Source organism: Plasticicumulans acidivorans, from assembly GCF_003182095.1.
Classification (GTDB): domain Bacteria; phylum Pseudomonadota; class Gammaproteobacteria; order Competibacterales; family Competibacteraceae; genus Plasticicumulans; species Plasticicumulans acidivorans.
Map to the genome: position 1 here is coordinate 16,030 of NZ_QGTJ01000018.1, position 14,104 is coordinate 30,133.

The following is a 14,104-nucleotide window of genomic DNA, read 5'->3' on the forward strand; positions in this document are numbered from 1 at the left end:
GCGCTCAGGAAATCTGATAACGCAGGCGCAGGTCGCGCATCACGATGAACAGCAGCGGCCAGGTCAGCATGCCGCCGAGCGGCGGTGCCAGATACCAGAAATCGGTCGGCGGGTAACCGATCATGCCGTTGATCCAGATCACCAGCAGCTGGTCGAGCAGCAGAAACAGCAGTATCGACAGCGCCTGCTGCCACAGCGGAAATACGCGGATGCGCTGATGGAAGCGCACTGTCAGGTAGGCGATCAGCGCCAGCCCCAGGGCGTGCTGGCCGAGCAGCGTGCCCTGCGCGGCATCCTGGATCAGGCCGAGGACCCAGCCGGTGCCGACGCTGCAGCGCTGTGGCAGCGCCAGCGACCAGTACACCAGCACCAGCGCGACCCAGTCCGGGCGGAAGCGGTCGAGCCACTCGGGCAGATGCAGCTGGCCGAACAGCAGCGCGAGCACAAAGCTCAGCCACATGATGAGGCGGCCGTGTGCGGGTTCGGCAGTCATCGCGTGTGTCCTGCAGCGGGTTTGTGCTGCCGCGGCTTCGCAGTGGCCGCTGCGCTCGGCGCCGGTGCCGGCGCGGGAGGGGCCGCCGGTGCCGGTGCGGCGGCCGGCGCCGGTGCAGTCTGCGCCGGGGTGACCGGGGCGACGATGGCCGGCGCAGCGCGCGGGGGTGCAGCGCTGTCTTCACCGGCATCCGTCCGCGGCGGGCGTGCCGGGTCCGGGATGTCGTCGAGGATCAGCAGCACTTCACGGATGCGGTCGAGGTTCGCCGTCGGCTGGGCGAAAATGCGGGCGAACGGACGCCCGGGATCGAACTCGACGCGGGTGACGCGTGCCACCGGATAACCGCGTGGAAAGCGTCCGCCGAGTCCGGAGGTGATGACCAGATCGCCAATGCGCACATCGCCGTTGTTAGGGATGTTCGGCAGCTCCAGCTCGTTGAGCCGGCCGGTGCCGACGGCCAGCGAACGGATGCCGTTGCGATTGATCTGCACCGGCAGGGCGTGGGAAGGATCAGTGATCAGCACGGCGGTGGAGGTCATCAGGTTGGCATGGGCAATCTGGCCGATGATGCCACGCTCGTCGATCAGCGGCTGGCCGACCCGCGCGCCGTGCAGCGTGCCGCGGTTGAGCAGCACCTGATGGCGGTAGGGGTCGAAGTCGACGGTGAGGATCTCGGCGATCAGCACACGTTCGGCGGAGACGTTGATCGTCGATTCGAGCAGCGCGCGCAGGCGGCGGTTCTCGGCTTCCAGCGCAGTGAGCTTCTGCAGCTGGGCGTTGATGAACAGCTGCTTTTCGCGCAGGCGCTGGTTCTCATCGAGCAGCGCCGAGCGTGATTCGAAGCTGCTGGACACCCAGTCGGCGATCTCGAACGGCGCCTGCGCCACCATCTGCACCGGGTAGAGCAGGGTCGACAGCGCATTGCGCACCACTTCGAGGTGCTGTTCGCGATGATCGAGCGTCATCAGCACTACGGAGGCGACTGCCAGCACGAGCAGACGGATGCTCGCCGCGGCCTCCGGCGCGAACAGTGACTTGCCCTGGCGGCTGGATTCGAATTTTCCCACGTCGGCTCCCGGCGGCGGGAACGGAGCCCGCGGATCAGGCCAGCGAGGCGATGGCCGCGGGGTCGAGCGCTCAGTCTACCGAGAAGGCTTGCGCCCCGCGCTCGTCGATCAGCTCAAGCACGCGGCCACCGCCGCGTGCCACGCAGGTTAGCGGGTCCTCGGCGACGACGACGTTGAGCCCGGTTTCTTCGATCAGCAGACGGTCGATGTCGCGCAGCAGTGCGCCGCCACCGGTCAGCACGATGCCGCGTTCGGCGATGTCGGCGGCCAGTTCCGGCGGCGTCGATTCCAGCGCTTTCTTCACCGCACCGACGATGCCCGACAGCGGCTCCTGCAGCGCTTCGAGAATCTCGTTGGAGTTGAGGATGAAGCTGCGCGGCACGCCCTCGGAGAGGTTGCGGCCCTTGACCTCGATCTCGCGCACGTCGGAGGTCGGGAAGGCGCTGCCGATTTCCTGCTTGATGCGCTCGGCGGTCGGTTCACCGATCAGCACGCCGAAGTTGCGGCGCACGTAGTTGGTGATCGCCTCGTCGAAGCGGTCGCCACCGATGCGCACGGACTCGAAGTAGACGATGCCGTTGAGCGAAATCACCGCGACTTCGGAGGTGCCGCCACCGATGTCGACGACCATCGAACCGCTCGGCTCGTCGACCGGCATGCCGGCACCGATCGCCGCGGCCATCGGCTCGGGGATCATGAATACTTCGCGGGCGCCGGCGCCGAGTGCAGATTCCTTGATCGCCTTGCGCTCGACCTGCGTCGAGCCACAGGGCACGCACACCAGCACGCGCGGACTCGGATTGAAGAATTTGCGCGAGTGCACCTTGCGGATGAAGTGCTGCAGCATCTTCTCGGTGACGGTGAAGTCGGCGATGACGCCGTCCTTCATCGGTCGGATCGTCGTCAGATTGCCCGGTGTGCGCCCGAGCATCTTCTTCGCTTCCATGCCGACGGCGGCAATCGTGCGTGGTCCGCCGCGGCTGGCGTCCTGCTGGATGGCGACGACCGAGGGTTCGTTCAGCACGATGCCTTGCCCGCGGGCATAGATCAGCGTGTTGGCCGTTCCGAGATCAATCGACAGATCGTTCGAGAAAAGGCCGCGCAAGCGTCTGAAGAACATGTAGTGCCAATGCCCCCGTGGAAAGGCGCGGCATGTTAGCAATGGCAGGGATTGGGGGCAACACGGTTCCGTGGTACCGTTCCGGCGCTTTTTTTGCCGTTCCCCGGGAGTGCTGATCACCATGTCGCTGGAGCCCTCGCAGGTTGCGAAGATCGCCCATCTCGCCCGCCTGGCGATCGACGAGTCCGCCGCGCCTGCCTATGCCAACAACCTGTCCGCCATTCTCGAACTGGTCGAGCAGATGAATGCGATCGATACCACCGGTGTCGAGCCGCTGGCCCATCCGCTGGACATGCATCAGCGTCTGCGTGCGGATGCGGTGACCGAAACGGATCGGCGCGACGAGTTCCAGGCCATCGCGCCCGCGACTGCAGCCGGTCTCTACCTCGTGCCCAAGGTCATCGAGTGAGCGCGCCGCGCGGCGCCCGCTTTCCTGCCCGCTGACGGAATCACCATGCATACCAAGACACTTGCCGAACTCGCCCGCGGCCTCGCTGCCGGCGAGTTTTCCAGCCGCGAACTGACCGCGGCCTGTCTCGCCCGCATCGACGCCCACGACGGCGTCCTCAACAGCTTCATCAGCGTTAGCGCCGAGCGCGCGCTGGCGCAGGCCGATGCCGCCGATGCGCGCCGCCGCGCCGGTGCGGCCGGGCCGCTGACCGGATTGCCGCTCGCCCACAAGGACATTTTCTGCACACGCGGCGTGAAGACTTCCTGCGGCTCGAAGATGCTCGACAACTTCGTTGCGCCCTATGACGCGGCGGTGGTCGAGCGCTGCGACGCCGCCGGTCTGGTGATGCTCGGCAAGACCAATATGGACGAGTTCGCGATGGGCTCGTCGAACGAGTCGAGCTACTACGGGCCGGTGAAGAATCCGTGGGATCTGGCCGCCGTCCCCGGCGGTTCCTCGGGTGGTTCGGCGGCGGCGGTGGCGGCGCGGCTGGTGCCGGTGGCGACCGGTACCGACACCGGCGGTTCGATCCGTCAGCCGGCGGCGATGTGCGGCATCACCGGCATCAAGCCGACCTACGGCCGGGTGTCGCGCTACGGCATGATCGCCTATGCCTCAAGCCTCGATCAGGGCGGCGTGCTGGCGCACAGCGCCGAGGATTGCGCGCTGCTGCTCGGCGTGATGGCTGGTTTTGATGTGCGTGATTCGACCTGTGCCGAGGCGCCGGTGCCGGATTACACGGCGACGCTGAACGACTCGCTGGCCGGGCTGCGCATCGGCCTGCCGCGTGAGTATTTCGGCGCCGGCCTGGATGCCGACGTTGCCCGTGCCGTCGAGGCGGCGATCGACGAATACCGCCGCCTCGGTGCCGAAGTCGTCGAGCTCAGCCTGCCGAATGCCGAGCTGGCGATCCCGGCGTACTACGTCATCGCGCCTTCGGAGGCGTCGAGCAACCTGGCGCGCTATGACGGCGTGCGCTTCGGTCATCGCTGCGCCGAGCCGCGCGATCTGCTGGATCTCTACACCCGCTCGCGCGCCGAAGGCTTCGGGACCGAGGTCCAGCGCCGCATTCTGGTCGGCACCTACGCGCTGTCGGCCGGTTACTACGACGCCTATTACCTGAAGGCGCAGCAGATCCGCCGGCTGATCCGCGACGAGTTCCTGCAGGCCTTCACGCAGTGCGATCTGATCGCCGGGCCGACGGCGCCGAGCGTGGCGTTCGATCTCGGCGAGAAGGCTGACGACCCGGTCGCGCTCTACCTCGCCGACATCTACACGGTCGCGGTCAATCTCGCCGGTCTGCCGGCGCTGTCGCTGCCCTGCGGTTTCAAGGGCCAGCGGCCGATCGGCCTGCAGCTGATCGGTCCGGCCTTCGCCGAGGGCCGTCTGCTCAATGCTGCGCACGCCTATCAGCAGGTCAGTGACTGGCACCGGCGCATGCCGCAGGCTTTCGCCTGAACACTCCGGGATTTCGCGGGCGACGTTCTGCGCGCCGCCTGCCGCGCAAAGGTAAGCAACGATGCAATGGGAAGCAGTGATCGGGCTGGAGGTGCACACCCAGCTCACCACCCGCTCGAAGATCTTTTCCGGTGCGGCGACCGCCTACGGTGCCGAGCCCAATACCCAGGCCTGCGCCGTCGATCTCGGTCTGCCGGGCGTGCTGCCGGTGCTCAATGCCGACGTCGTGCGCATGGCGACGATGCTTGGTCTGGCGATCGACGCCCGAGTGGCGCGGCGCAGCGTGTTCGCGCGCAAGAATTACTTCTACCCGGATCTGCCGAAGGGCTATCAGATTTCGCAGTACGAACTGCCGATCGTCGCCCACGGCCACCTCGACATCAGTGTCGACGGTGACAGCAAGCGCATCGGCATCACCCGCGCGCACCTGGAGGAGGACGCTGGCAAGTCGCTGCATGAGGACTTCAGCAGCTGCAGCGGCATCGACCTCAACCGCGCCGGCACGCCGCTGCTGGAAATCGTCTCCGAGCCGGACCTGCGCTCGGCGAAGGAAGCCGTGGCCTACCTGAAGAAGCTGCATCAGCTGGTCGTCTACCTCGGCATCTGCGACGGCAACATGCAGGAAGGCTCGTTTCGCTGCGATGCCAACGTCTCGGTGCGCCCGCGCGGCCAGGCCGAGTTCGGCACCCGTGCCGAGATCAAGAACGTCAACAGCTTCCGCTTCGTCGAGCGCGCCATCGACTACGAGATCGAGCGCCAGATCGAGCTGCTCGAAGGCGGCGGTCGCGTGGTTCAGGAAACCCGGCTCTACGACCCGGACCGCGACGAGACACGCTCGATGCGCGGCAAGGAAGAAGCCAACGACTACCGCTACTTCCCCGATCCGGACCTGCTGCCGGTGCTGGTCAGCGATGAGTTCGTCGACGGCGTGCGCGCCACGCTGCCCGAGCTGCCGGCGGTCAAGCTGGCGCGCTTCCGGGCCGACTTCGGACTGGCCGAATACGACGCCGAGACGCTGACCGCGGAGCGCGGCACCGCCGATTACTTCGAGGCGGTGGTCGCGGCGTTCGGCGGCGAGGCGAAGCTGTGCGCCAACTGGGTGATGGGCGAACTGGCGGCGGCGCTCAATCGCGCCGGGCTCGACATTGCCGCCAGCCCGGTCAGCGCCGCGCAGCTCGCCGGCCTGCTGCGCCGCATCCACGACAAGACCATCTCCGGCAAGATCGCCAAGGATGTGTTCGCGGCGATGTGGGACGGTGAAGGCGAGGCCGATGCGATCATCGCCGCCCGCGGTCTGGTGCAGGTCACCGACAGCGCTGCGATCGAAGCGCTGATCGACGAGGTGCTCGCCGCCAACGGCAAGCAGGTCGAGCAATATCGCGGCGGGCAGGAGAAACTCCTCGGCTTCTTCGTCGGTCAGGTGATGAAGGTCTCGAAAGGCAAGGCCAATCCGCAGCAGGTCAACGATCTGCTGCTGGCGAAACTCAAGGGCTGAGCGTCGCCGACGCTCGCGGGAGCGGATCGACGATGTCACGGCGGATTGTGATCGCAGTGCTGTGTGCCTGCCTGCTCGGCGCTTGCGCCGGCAGTGGCGGAGCAGGCCCGTATACGCAGGATTATCCGGACGGCCCGACCGTATACGGCAGCGTGCGCGCCGGCGTCGAACGCACGCGCTCGCGCTAGTCGTGACGGCGTGCGCCGGTCTGTTTCTTTGCATGTTTGCAGGACTTTCATGAGCGATTCCCTGACGCGCTTTCTGTTCGACCGCCACCCGGTGCGCGGTGAGTTCGCCAGCCTCGATGCGAGCTGGCTTGCGGTACTCGAACGGCGCAGCTATCCGCCGGCGATCCGCCGCGTGCTCGGCGAGACCCTGGCCGCTGCGGCACTGCTGTCGGCGACGATCAAGTACGACGGGCTGATGACGCTGCAGATCCAGGCCAAGGGGCTGCTGCGCCTGCTGGTGGTGCAGGTGACTGCCGAACGCACGCTGCGTGCGCTGGCGCGCTGGGACGAAAGCGCCGGGCGGCTGGAGCAGGAAGCTTCGATTCCGCTCGCTGAGCTGTGCGGACACGGCACGCTGGTGCTGACCATCGAGCCGGCGAGCGGCGAGGCCTATCAGGGCATCGTTGCACTCGACGGCGACAGCATCGCCGAGGCGCTGGAGGCCTATTTCGAGCGCTCGGAACAGCTGCCGACGCACCTGTGTCTGGCGGCCGACGAGTGCCGCGCGGCGGGTCTGCTGGTGCAGCGCCTGCCCGGCAGCGACAGCGATGCCGACCTGTGGAACCGTGTCGAGCAGCTCAGCGCCACGCTCGGCGCCGAAGAGCTGCTGGCGATCGATGCAGCAACGCTGCTGCGCCGCCTGTTCCATGAGGAAGACGTGCGCGTGTTCGAGGATCAGCCGCTGGCGTTCCGCTGTACCTGCTCGCGTGAACGTACCGGCGGGATGCTGCGCGCGCTGGCGCCCGCCGAGGTTCGTGAACTGCTGGCCGAGCAGGGTGAGATCAGTGTCGACTGCGAGTTCTGCGGTCAGCGCTACCGCTTCGATGCCGTCGATGTCGGGGCGCTGCTCGCCGGCACCAGCGAATCCGGCGTGACGCGGCACTGACGATGACGAGTCTGCTGCGTGTGCTTATCGACATCCTGCTGCTGCGGCGTGGTCCGCAGGCCTTGCCGGCGGCGCCGGCGCTGGCCGGCCTGTGCGCCGCCGCCTACGCGCTGAGCGGTTTCGTCTCCCTGCTCGGCAGTGGCCCGTCCCTGCAGGTCGTGCTGGCACAGACGGTGCTCGATCTGATGCTGCTGACCGCGTTCACCCATCTGCTGCTGCTGGCTTTCGGCAAGAGCGCCCGTTTTCTGCAGACCTGGACCGCGCTGACCGGCACCGGCACGCTGTTCGCGCTGATGGTCATCCCGCTGACCTGGCTGTTCGACCAGAACGGGGGGGGCGACGTCGCTCCGATCGGCAGCTACCTCTATCTGGGGTTGGTGCTGTGGAGCATCGCGGTGATGGCGCAGGTGCTGATGCATGCACTGTCGACTTCGCGTCTGATCGCCATCGGCTGGTCGCTCGGTTATTTCACGCTGTCGGTGGTGGCGATGACTTTCCTTTTCCCGCTGGTGGGCTGAATCCGTGCACATTCACATTCTCGGCATCTGCGGCACCTTCATGGCCGGCGTCGCGCTGCTCGCGCGGGCGGCGGGCCATACCGTGTCCGGCTGCGACGCCAACGTTTATCCGCCGATGAGCACGCAGCTTGCGGCCGCCGGCATCACGCTAACCGAGGGCTTCGACCCGGCGCAGCTCGATCCGGTGCCGGACATGATCGTCGTCGGCAATGTCATGCGCCGCGGTCTGCCGATCGTCGAGGCGATGCTCGACCGCGGTCTGCCGTACACCTCGGGGCCGCAGTGGCTGGCCGAGCACATCCTGCGCGAGCGCTGGGTGCTGGCCGTTGCCGGCACCCACGGCAAGACCACCACCAGTTCGATGCTGGCGTGGATTCTTGAAGATGTCGGCCTCAAGCCCGGCTTCCTGATCGGCGGCATTCCGGCCAACTTCGGTGTTTCGGCGCGGTTTGGTGACGCACCGTTCTTCGTCGTCGAGGCCGACGAGTACGACACGGCGTTCTTCGACAAGCGCTCGAAGTTCGTTCACTACCGGCCGCGCACCGCGATCCTCAACAACCTCGAATTCGACCACGCCGACATCTTCCCGGACCTCGCCGCGATCCAGCGTCAGTTTCATCATCTGGTGCGCACCGTTCCGGGCAACGGCCGCCTGATCTCGCAGGCCGGTTCGGCGGCGCTCGACGAGACGCTGGCGATGGGCTGCTGGACGCCGGTCGAACGCTTCGGCAGCGGCGGCGAGTGGACGGCGCAGAACGTGGCGGCCGATGGCTCCGCCTTTGATGTCTGCCTGCGCGCGCAGTGCCTGGGGCGTGTCGAATGGGCGCTGCTCGGTGCCCACAACGTGACCAATGCGCTGGCAGCGATCGCCGCCGCGCGTGATGCCGGCGTGCGCCCGACCGATGCGATCGCGGCGCTGTCACGCTTTCGCGGTGTCAAGCGGCGCATGGAACTGCGCGGGGAGGCCGGTGGCGTGCGCGTCTATGATGATTTCGCCCATCATCCGACGGCCATTGCCACCACGCTCGCCGGTCTGCGGGCCAATCTGGACGCGTCGCGGCGCATCGTCGCTGTGCTCGAACCGCGTTCGAACACGATGAAGCTCGGCGTGTTCAAGGACGCCCTGGCCGGCTCGCTGGCGCTCGCCGATCATGCCGTGTTCTACGCCGCAACCGATCTCGGCTGGGATCTGGCCGGCAGCGTTGCCGGCATGGGCGAGCGGGCGACAGTGTGTGCGTCGATCGATGCCTGCGTGACCAGCGCGCTCGCGCGGGTCCGGCCGGGGGACGTCATCCTGGTGATGTCCAATGGCGGTTTCGGCGGTATTCACCAGCGCCTGCTCGAAGCGCTGGATACGGCGTTCGTCTGAATATTTTCCCCGTGATGCGGCTGCGGTGGTGCCTGCCATGATCGTTCGCTTCAGTGCCGTGTGCGGCCTCGCGCTGTGGGCCAGCTGCGGCTTGGCTGCCGATGCCTGCCGGGACCCGCAGACGCAGGCTGAAATGACCTACTGCGCTGGCGAGGACTACACGCTCGCCGATCGCGAACTCAACGCCGTCTATGCGCGGGTCCGTGCGGCCGTGCCGGAGGCGGAGCGCGAGCGCTTGCGGGCCGCGCAGCTGGCCTGGATCAAGTTGCGCGACCTCGACTGCGATCTGGCGGCGTTCGGTGTGCGCGGCGGGTCGATCGAGTCGATGACGATCACCGGCTGCAAGACGCAGCACACCAACCAGCGCATCGAGTGGCTGCGCTCGCTGCTGGCGGAGTCACTGTAGATGCCGGGCAGCGAGGGCGCGTGCCGCGAGCCGATTGCGCTGGCACTGACCGGTGCCTCCGGCGTGCACTACGGGCTGCGTCTGCTGGAATGCCTGCTCGCCGCCGATGAGTGCGTCTGGCTGATGCTGTCCAAGGCCGCACAGGTGGTCATCGGGCTGGAAACCGACTGGCAACTGCCGGGGCGTCCGGCTGACGTTCACGCGGCTCTGGTCGAGCGCTTCGCCTGTTCGCCACGGCAGCTGCGGGTGTTCGGAAGGGAGGAGTGGACGGCTCCGCCGGCCTCGGGCTCGGCGCGCTGCCGGGCGATGGTGGTGTGTCCGTGCACCACCGGGACGCTGGCCGCGATCGCTCAGGGCATGTCGGATTCGCTGATCGAGCGCGCCGCCGACGTCATGCTCAAGGAACAACGCCAGCTGCTGCTGGTGGTGCGGGAGATGCCGTTCTCGGTGATCCATCTGGAAAACATGCTGCGCCTTGCCCGCGCCGGTGCGCTGATCATGCCGGCCAGTCCGGGTTTCTATCACCGGCCGCAGCGGGTCGAGGATCTGGTCGATTACGTCGTGGCCCGCGTGCTTGATCACCTGCAGGTGACGCACGCTCTGCTGCCGCGCTGGGGCGAGGAGGAGAATGCATGAGTGGGTGGCAGGAAATCCCCTTGTTTCCGCTCGGTGTCGTGCTGTTTCCGGGTGGCCCTCTGCCATTGCGCATTTTCGAGCCGCGTTATTTGTCGATGGTCGGGCGCTGCATGCGCGAGGATCTGCCCTTCGGTGTGGTGACCATGCGCGAGGGCGAGCATGACACCGGCGCCGCGGCGACCTTCCACGAGGTCGGTACCGCCGTTCGCATTTATGACTTCGACAAGCTCAGCGACGGCATGCTCGGCATTTCCTGCCGTGGCGAGCGGCGGTTTCGCGTACACGGGCAGCGTGTGCAGCCCGATCAGCTGATTCTCGGTCAGGTCGAATGGTTGCCGCAGCCGGATGCGATGGCGCTGCCGCCGGCACACAGTAATCTGTTGCGCTTGCTGGAGCACATCCTTGAAGTCGACGGGGTCGAGACCTACGCGGCTGCGCTCGGAGCGCGTCGGCTGGATGACGCGAACTGGGTGGCCGATCGTCTGACCGAGCTGCTGCCGATGTCGACGACGGCGCGCCTGGCGCTGCTGGAGCTGGATGATTTGACGGAGCGCCTGGAGGTGCTGCAAGCCTGGCTGCACGATCGGACCATCATCTGATGGCTCGTCTGCTGCGCTTCAACAAGCCGTTCGATGTGCTGTCGCAGTTCACCGATCGTGAGCAGGGGCGGGCGACGCTGGCCGATTTCATCGAGGTGCCGGGTGTCTACGTGGCCGGCCGGCTGGACCGTGACAGCGAGGGGCTGCTGCTGCTGACCGATGACGGAGCCTTGCAGGCGCGTTTGGCCGATCCGCGCTTCAAGTTACCGAAAACCTATCTGGTCCAGGTCGAGGGGGACGTGGATGAGCACGTGCTGGAGCCGCTGCGGCAGGGGCTGATGCTCAAGGACGGCCCGACCCGGCCGGCGAGTGTGCGCCGCATCGACGAGCCGGAGGGCCTGTGGCCTCGCGTACCGCCAGTGCGACATCGTCTGCAGGTGCCGACCAGCTGGATCGAGCTGGTGCTGCGCGAAGGGCGCAATCGTCAGGTGCGTCGGATGACCGCCGCCGTCGGTCATCCGACGCTGCGGCTGGTGCGCTGGGCCATCGGTCCGTGGACGCTGGCTGGCCTGGCACCGGGCGCGTGGTGCGAGGAATCCGTGCACCTGCCGGTCGAGCGCCAGCAGCCGCGTGCCGATACGCGCGGCCGGCGGGCACGGCGCTGACTCGGCTGCGGCATACAGGGCATGCGTCCATGCATGCATATATTGCGTATCGTGATCCGCATGGCGCGATTGCCGCCAGACCGCCGAGGAGACCGACCGTGAAATACCGCATCGTCAAGACTGAAGCCGAATGGCGTTCCCAGCTGAGCCCGGAGCAGTACGCCGTATGCCGGCAGAAAGCGACCGAGAGACCGTTCAGCGGCGAGTATGAGCACCATTGGGCCGATGGCACCTACCGCTGCGTCTGCTGCGGACAGCCTTTGTTCGCCAGCGCTACGAAGTTCGATGCTGGCTGCGGCTGGCCGAGCTTTTTCCGACCAGCGAACGGCGAGGCCATCGCCGAGGAAGAAGATTTCAGTCACGGCATGCACCGTACCGAGGTGCTGTGTTCCAACTGCGGCGCCCATCTCGGCCATGTGTTTCCGGACGGGCCGGCACCGACGGGGCTGCGCTACTGCATCAATTCGGCGTCCCTGGATTTCGCCGCGGTGCAGAGTGGTGTGGAGCGCTGAGGAGGTGGCTGTGCAGCGGGCAGATTTTCGGCATTTTTTTGAACAGGCCGTGCGCTGGGGCGATCTCGATGCCCTGGGGCATGTCAACAACGTGCAGTTCATCCGTTTTCTCGAATCCGGCCGGGTGGCCTATGTCGAGGATGTCTTCGAGCTGCCGGTCAGCGCGGACGGGGAAGGCGTCATTCTCGCGGATCTGCAGTGCAGCTTCCTGCGCCAGCTGGAATACCCGGACACGGTCGAGGTGGCTACCCGCGTGAGCGCGCTGGGTGGCAGCAGTTTCGAGTTGCTGGCGGCGATTTTCAGGCGGGGCGAGGACGCCCCGGTTGCGACTTCGCGTGGTGTACTTGTCTGGTTCGATTTTCGTGGTCAGAGCGCGCAGCCATTGCCGGAAGTGTTCCGTGAGCGTATCCGGCGTTTCGAAGTGCTCGCTCCGCGCGAACGGGTTTGACGGTTGTCGGGATGCTTGCCATCCCGAATCACGAAGTCTGCTGGGTACGCTCGACGCGTGTACATTGCGCTGTGTTGACGACGACTGTGAGCCGGCGTCGTCACGGACCTGCCCAGCCCGTGCTCAGCGGTGTAAAACCGCAGCAAACGCAACTATGCCCTCCTGCAGACCGGTGCCAGCGCTGTGATGGTGCATCGCAGACTCTCTGAATGTGGAATGTGAGATTTTCAGAATATTATTTTGTAGCAATGACTTAGGTCATTCCTCTGCAGGCCTTGATATGAGTCATGTTGCGCCGCGGAATGGTTGACAAGGGGTAACCCAGCACGCAGTATCCGGCGGCGCGAATTCATGCTGCGCTGGTTCCAGGTCGCGGCGCGCGAGCGTCGTTCGGGGAGAGCGACCCGGGCCGGCAGGCTGCGAACACGGCTCCCCGACAAAATCGGCCGAACGGCGTGGATGGCGCGCTTAAAAAAGCCCCAGTTTCCGGAGGTTTGAAGATGGACGAAATCGTTATCGTTGCCGCTGCACGCACCGCCGTAGGTAGCTTCTTGGGCAGCCTGTCGACCATACCGGCGACCATGCTCGGAGCCAAGGTCGTTCAGGGTTTGCTGGCGCGTACCGGCGTCAAGCCCGAACAGATCGACGAGCTGATCCTCGGTCAGGTGCTACAGGGTGGTACCGGGCAGGGGCCGGCACGACAGACCGCAATCAACGCCGGTTTGCCGATTGAAGTTCCGGCGATGGCCATCAACAAGCTGTGCGGTTCTGGGCTGAAGGCAGTCCATCTGGCTTACCAGTCTCTCGTCGACGGCGACAATGAGATCGTGATCGCGGGCGGCCAGGAGAACATGAGCCTCGCGCCGCACATCCTGCCGAATGCCCGTCTGGGTACCCGTATGGGTGACTGGAAGCTGCAGGACACCATGCTGCGTGATGGTCTGATCTGCGCGTTCAATGACTATCACATGGGCATCACGGCTGAGAACATCGCTGCACAGTACGGTATTTCGCGCGAGGAGCAGGACGCCTTTGCCTATGCCTCGCAGCAGAAGGCCGTTGCCGCGATCGATGCCGGTCGTTTCAAGGACGAGATCCTTCCGGTCGAGATCCCGCAGCGCAAGGGTGATCCTCTGGTCTTCGACACCGACGAGTTCCCGAATCGCAAGACCACTCCGGAAGTCCTTGCCAAGCTGCGCCCGGCCTTCAAGAAGGACGGTACCGTGACCGCCGGCAATGCCTCGGGCATCAACGACGGCGCTGCTGGCGTGATGATGATGAAGGCGAGCAAGGCCGCTGAACTCGGGCTGAAGCCGCTGGCACGCATCGCCGGTTATTCGAAGGCGGGTGTCGATCCGAAGATCATGGGTACCGGTCCGATCGCGGCCGTACGCAAGCTGATGCAGAAGACCGGCTGGACTTTGGATCAGCTCGATTTGATCGAGGCCAACGAGGCTTTTGCCGCCCAGGCTATTTCGGTGAACCGCGATCTCGGCTGGGATCTGGCCAAGGTCAATGTCAATGGCGGTGCCATTGCGCTTGGTCACCCGATCGGTTGTTCCGGTGCCCGCATCCTGGTGTCGCTGCTGCATGAAATGGGTCGCCGTGATGCCAAGAAGGGCGTTGCCACCCTGTGCATCGGTGGTGGTATGGGTGTCGCTCTCGCCGTCGAGCGGGTCTGAGTGAACCCGTAGGCCTTGTGCAGGGGAGTCGCATGTCCAAAGTAGCAATCGTGACCGGCGGAATCGGCGGTCTGGGAACGGCAATGTGCAAGGCCCTGAGCAAGCAGGGTCGCAGTGTCGTGGCGGCCTATC

General features: G+C 66.0%; 17 protein-coding genes. 14 read left to right on the forward strand and 3 right to left on the reverse strand.

The features are described from left to right. Positions 1–4 precede the first annotated feature (4 nt). From mreD to C7443_RS19225, 3 genes are all read right to left on the reverse strand, one after another. Complete coding sequence (gene mreD, locus C7443_RS19215; RefSeq protein WP_110020597.1) at positions 5–493, reverse strand: rod shape-determining protein MreD; 489 nt, start codon at positions 491–493, stop codon at positions 5–7. Further along, on the reverse strand, positions 490–1,560 hold the full coding sequence (gene mreC, locus C7443_RS19220) for a rod shape-determining protein MreC (protein WP_246004726.1): 1,071 nt from the start codon (positions 1,558–1,560) through the stop codon (positions 490–492). The genes mreD and mreC overlap by 4 nt, the downstream gene beginning before the upstream one ends. Before the next feature lie 70 nt (positions 1,561–1,630). Next, positions 1,631–2,680: a rod shape-determining protein gene (locus C7443_RS19225; protein WP_110020599.1), complete on the reverse strand. Its 1,050-nt coding sequence runs from the start codon at positions 2,678–2,680 to the stop codon at positions 1,631–1,633. Between the two features lie 121 nt (positions 2,681–2,801). Here C7443_RS19225 and gatC point away from each other — a divergent pair, with 121 nt between their 5' ends. The 14 genes from gatC to C7443_RS19290 all read left to right on the forward strand — a co-directional run bounded on the left by gatC (position 2,802) and on the right by C7443_RS19290 (position 13,972). Further along, positions 2,802–3,089 (forward strand): Asp-tRNA(Asn)/Glu-tRNA(Gln) amidotransferase subunit GatC, encoded by a 288-nt coding sequence (gene gatC, locus C7443_RS19230; protein WP_110020600.1) that lies wholly within the window; start codon positions 2,802–2,804, stop codon positions 3,087–3,089. 45 nt (positions 3,090–3,134) lie between these two features. After that, positions 3,135–4,589: an Asp-tRNA(Asn)/Glu-tRNA(Gln) amidotransferase subunit GatA gene (gatA, locus tag C7443_RS19235; protein WP_110020602.1), complete on the forward strand. Its 1,455-nt coding sequence runs from the start codon at positions 3,135–3,137 to the stop codon at positions 4,587–4,589. A 61-nt stretch (positions 4,590–4,650) separates the two neighbouring features. Beyond that, complete coding sequence (gene gatB, locus C7443_RS19240; RefSeq protein ID WP_110020604.1) at positions 4,651–6,084, forward strand: Asp-tRNA(Asn)/Glu-tRNA(Gln) amidotransferase subunit GatB; 1,434 nt, start codon at positions 4,651–4,653, stop codon at positions 6,082–6,084. A 32-nt stretch (positions 6,085–6,116) separates the two neighbouring features. Further along, positions 6,117–6,272 carry a hypothetical protein gene (locus C7443_RS20225; RefSeq protein ID WP_170123702.1) on the forward strand — a complete coding sequence of 52 codons (156 nt, stop codon included), beginning with the start codon at positions 6,117–6,119 and terminating at the stop codon, positions 6,270–6,272. A 49-nt stretch (positions 6,273–6,321) separates the two neighbouring features. Next, entirely contained in the window at positions 6,322–7,197 is an 876-nt protein-coding gene (hslO, locus tag C7443_RS19245; protein WP_110020606.1) for an Hsp33 family molecular chaperone HslO, read from the forward strand. A 2-nt stretch (positions 7,198–7,199) separates the two neighbouring features. After that, positions 7,200–7,715, forward strand: coding sequence for a hypothetical protein (locus tag C7443_RS19250; RefSeq protein ID WP_110020607.1), 516 nt, complete (start codon positions 7,200–7,202; stop codon positions 7,713–7,715). Positions 7,716–7,719: 4 nt separating this feature from the next. Next, a complete protein-coding gene (mpl, locus tag C7443_RS19255; RefSeq protein ID WP_110020609.1) occupies positions 7,720–9,084 on the forward strand; it encodes a UDP-N-acetylmuramate:L-alanyl-gamma-D-glutamyl-meso-diaminopimelate ligase in 1,365 nt (454 codons plus the stop codon). Between the two features lie 37 nt (positions 9,085–9,121). Continuing rightward, complete coding sequence (locus tag C7443_RS19260) at positions 9,122–9,490, forward strand: lysozyme inhibitor LprI family protein (protein WP_170123703.1); 369 nt, start codon at positions 9,122–9,124, stop codon at positions 9,488–9,490. Next, on the forward strand, positions 9,491–10,126 hold the full coding sequence (locus C7443_RS19265; RefSeq protein ID WP_110020613.1) for a flavin prenyltransferase UbiX: 636 nt from the start codon (positions 9,491–9,493) through the stop codon (positions 10,124–10,126). It abuts the gene before it with no gap. Further along, entirely contained in the window at positions 10,123–10,725 is a 603-nt protein-coding gene (locus C7443_RS19270) for an LON peptidase substrate-binding domain-containing protein (RefSeq protein WP_110020615.1), read from the forward strand. Before C7443_RS19265 ends, C7443_RS19270 begins: the two co-directional genes overlap by 4 nt. Next, positions 10,725–11,330, forward strand: coding sequence for a pseudouridine synthase (locus C7443_RS19275; protein ID WP_110020617.1), 606 nt, complete (start codon positions 10,725–10,727; stop codon positions 11,328–11,330). Before C7443_RS19270 ends, C7443_RS19275 begins: the two co-directional genes overlap by 1 nt. Before the next feature lie 98 nt (positions 11,331–11,428). Continuing rightward, the gene (msrB, locus tag C7443_RS19280; RefSeq protein ID WP_246004727.1) at positions 11,429–11,842 is read left to right on the forward strand and encodes a peptide-methionine (R)-S-oxide reductase MsrB; all 414 of its coding nucleotides are present in this window, start codon (positions 11,429–11,431) and stop codon (positions 11,840–11,842) included. A gap of 10 nt (positions 11,843–11,852) precedes the next feature. After that, complete coding sequence (locus C7443_RS19285; RefSeq protein WP_170123704.1) at positions 11,853–12,290, forward strand: acyl-CoA thioesterase; 438 nt, start codon at positions 11,853–11,855, stop codon at positions 12,288–12,290. 500 nt (positions 12,291–12,790) lie between these two features. Continuing rightward, positions 12,791–13,972: an acetyl-CoA C-acetyltransferase gene (locus C7443_RS19290; RefSeq protein WP_110020621.1), complete on the forward strand. Its 1,182-nt coding sequence runs from the start codon at positions 12,791–12,793 to the stop codon at positions 13,970–13,972. Positions 13,973–14,104 lie beyond the last annotated feature (132 nt).

What these genes read in the sequence shown, in the direction of transcription:
- C7443_RS19275 (WP_110020617.1), top strand. Translation starts at nt 10,725, where the DNA reads ATGGCTCGTCTGCTGCGCTTCAACAAGCCGTTCGATGTGCTGTCGCAG.
- mreD (WP_110020597.1), bottom strand. Translation starts at nt 493, where the DNA reads ATGACTGCCGAACCCGCACACGGCCGCCTCATCATGTGGCTGAGCTTT.
- C7443_RS19260 (WP_170123703.1), top strand. Translation starts at nt 9,122, where the DNA reads ATGATCGTTCGCTTCAGTGCCGTGTGCGGCCTCGCGCTGTGGGCCAGC.
- C7443_RS19290 (WP_110020621.1), top strand. Translation starts at nt 12,791, where the DNA reads ATGGACGAAATCGTTATCGTTGCCGCTGCACGCACCGCCGTAGGTAGC.
- gatC (WP_110020600.1), top strand. Translation starts at nt 2,802, where the DNA reads ATGTCGCTGGAGCCCTCGCAGGTTGCGAAGATCGCCCATCTCGCCCGC.
- gatA (WP_110020602.1), top strand. Translation starts at nt 3,135, where the DNA reads ATGCATACCAAGACACTTGCCGAACTCGCCCGCGGCCTCGCTGCCGGC.
- gatB (WP_110020604.1), top strand. Translation starts at nt 4,651, where the DNA reads ATGCAATGGGAAGCAGTGATCGGGCTGGAGGTGCACACCCAGCTCACC.
- C7443_RS20225 (WP_170123702.1), top strand. Translation starts at nt 6,117, where the DNA reads ATGTCACGGCGGATTGTGATCGCAGTGCTGTGTGCCTGCCTGCTCGGC.
- C7443_RS19250 (WP_110020607.1), top strand. Translation starts at nt 7,200, where the DNA reads ATGACGAGTCTGCTGCGTGTGCTTATCGACATCCTGCTGCTGCGGCGT.
- C7443_RS19225 (WP_110020599.1), bottom strand. Translation starts at nt 2,680, where the DNA reads ATGTTCTTCAGACGCTTGCGCGGCCTTTTCTCGAACGATCTGTCGATT.
- C7443_RS19270 (WP_110020615.1), top strand. Translation starts at nt 10,123, where the DNA reads ATGAGTGGGTGGCAGGAAATCCCCTTGTTTCCGCTCGGTGTCGTGCTG.
- C7443_RS19265 (WP_110020613.1), top strand. Translation starts at nt 9,491, where the DNA reads ATGCCGGGCAGCGAGGGCGCGTGCCGCGAGCCGATTGCGCTGGCACTG.
- hslO (WP_110020606.1), top strand. Translation starts at nt 6,322, where the DNA reads ATGAGCGATTCCCTGACGCGCTTTCTGTTCGACCGCCACCCGGTGCGC.